Genomic DNA, 677 nt, shown 5'->3' with positions numbered 1-677 from the left:
ATGTCATGACCATTGAAGGTATCGCCCACTGGTGATAGATGGGTCAGTAGCTCAGTCGGTTAGAGCACCGTCTTGATAAGGCGGGGGTCGTTGGTTCGATTCCAACTTGACCCACCAACGATTACCTCGGGGGATTAGCTCAGCTGGGAGAGCACCTGCTTTGCAAGCAGGGGGTCGTCGGTTCGATCCCGTCATCCTCCACCACCGCTTTTATAGGTGGTTGTCGATACAGCAAGGTTCATGACAGAGTATAGGGCACAGACAAACAACGGTTTGCCTGGCGCTAGATTCAACGAAGAGTGTTCTTTTTAAAGAATACTGCTCGTTGGGTTATGCAACCCACGAATTGCTCTTTAACAATTAGGAAGAAGCACAACGAAGGTGTGTTGTCTAATAAACGCAAGACGATTAGTCGACTTGTGATGACAATACACGGGTTGTGATTGCAACAGAACAAATTATGTTCAACGAAAGTTCTCAAAAATATAGACGTTGTCTGATCTTCGGATTGGATAACAGCTAAGGATTGATGAACGGCAACAACGTATACTCATATTCCTATAACAGCACCAAGCGTTATAGGATCAAGCGAATAAGTGCATATGATGGATGCCTTGGCGATCACAGGCGATGAAGGACGCGGTAGCCTGCGAAAAGCTACGGGGAGCTGGCAAACA

At 47.0% G+C, this 677-nt stretch carries 2 tRNA genes and 1 rRNA gene; all 3 read left to right on the top strand.

From position 1 onward, the window contains the following. Nucleotides 1–40 precede the first annotated feature (40 nt). Nucleotides 41–117 (top strand) — tRNA-Ile (locus V6936_RS17295). An 11-nt stretch (nt 118–128) separates the two neighbouring features. After that, nucleotides 129–204 (top strand) — tRNA-Ala (locus V6936_RS17290). A gap of 378 nt (nt 205–582) precedes the next feature. Then, nucleotides 583–677: ribosomal RNA gene (locus V6936_RS17285) — 23S ribosomal RNA — on the top strand; the annotation flags it as partial.

Source organism: Alcaligenes sp. CHO6, assembly GCF_037120595.1.
Classification (GTDB): domain Bacteria; phylum Pseudomonadota; class Gammaproteobacteria; order Burkholderiales; family Burkholderiaceae_B; genus Alcaligenes; species Alcaligenes ammonioxydans.
This window is presented reverse-complemented; position numbering and strand designations above follow the sequence as displayed.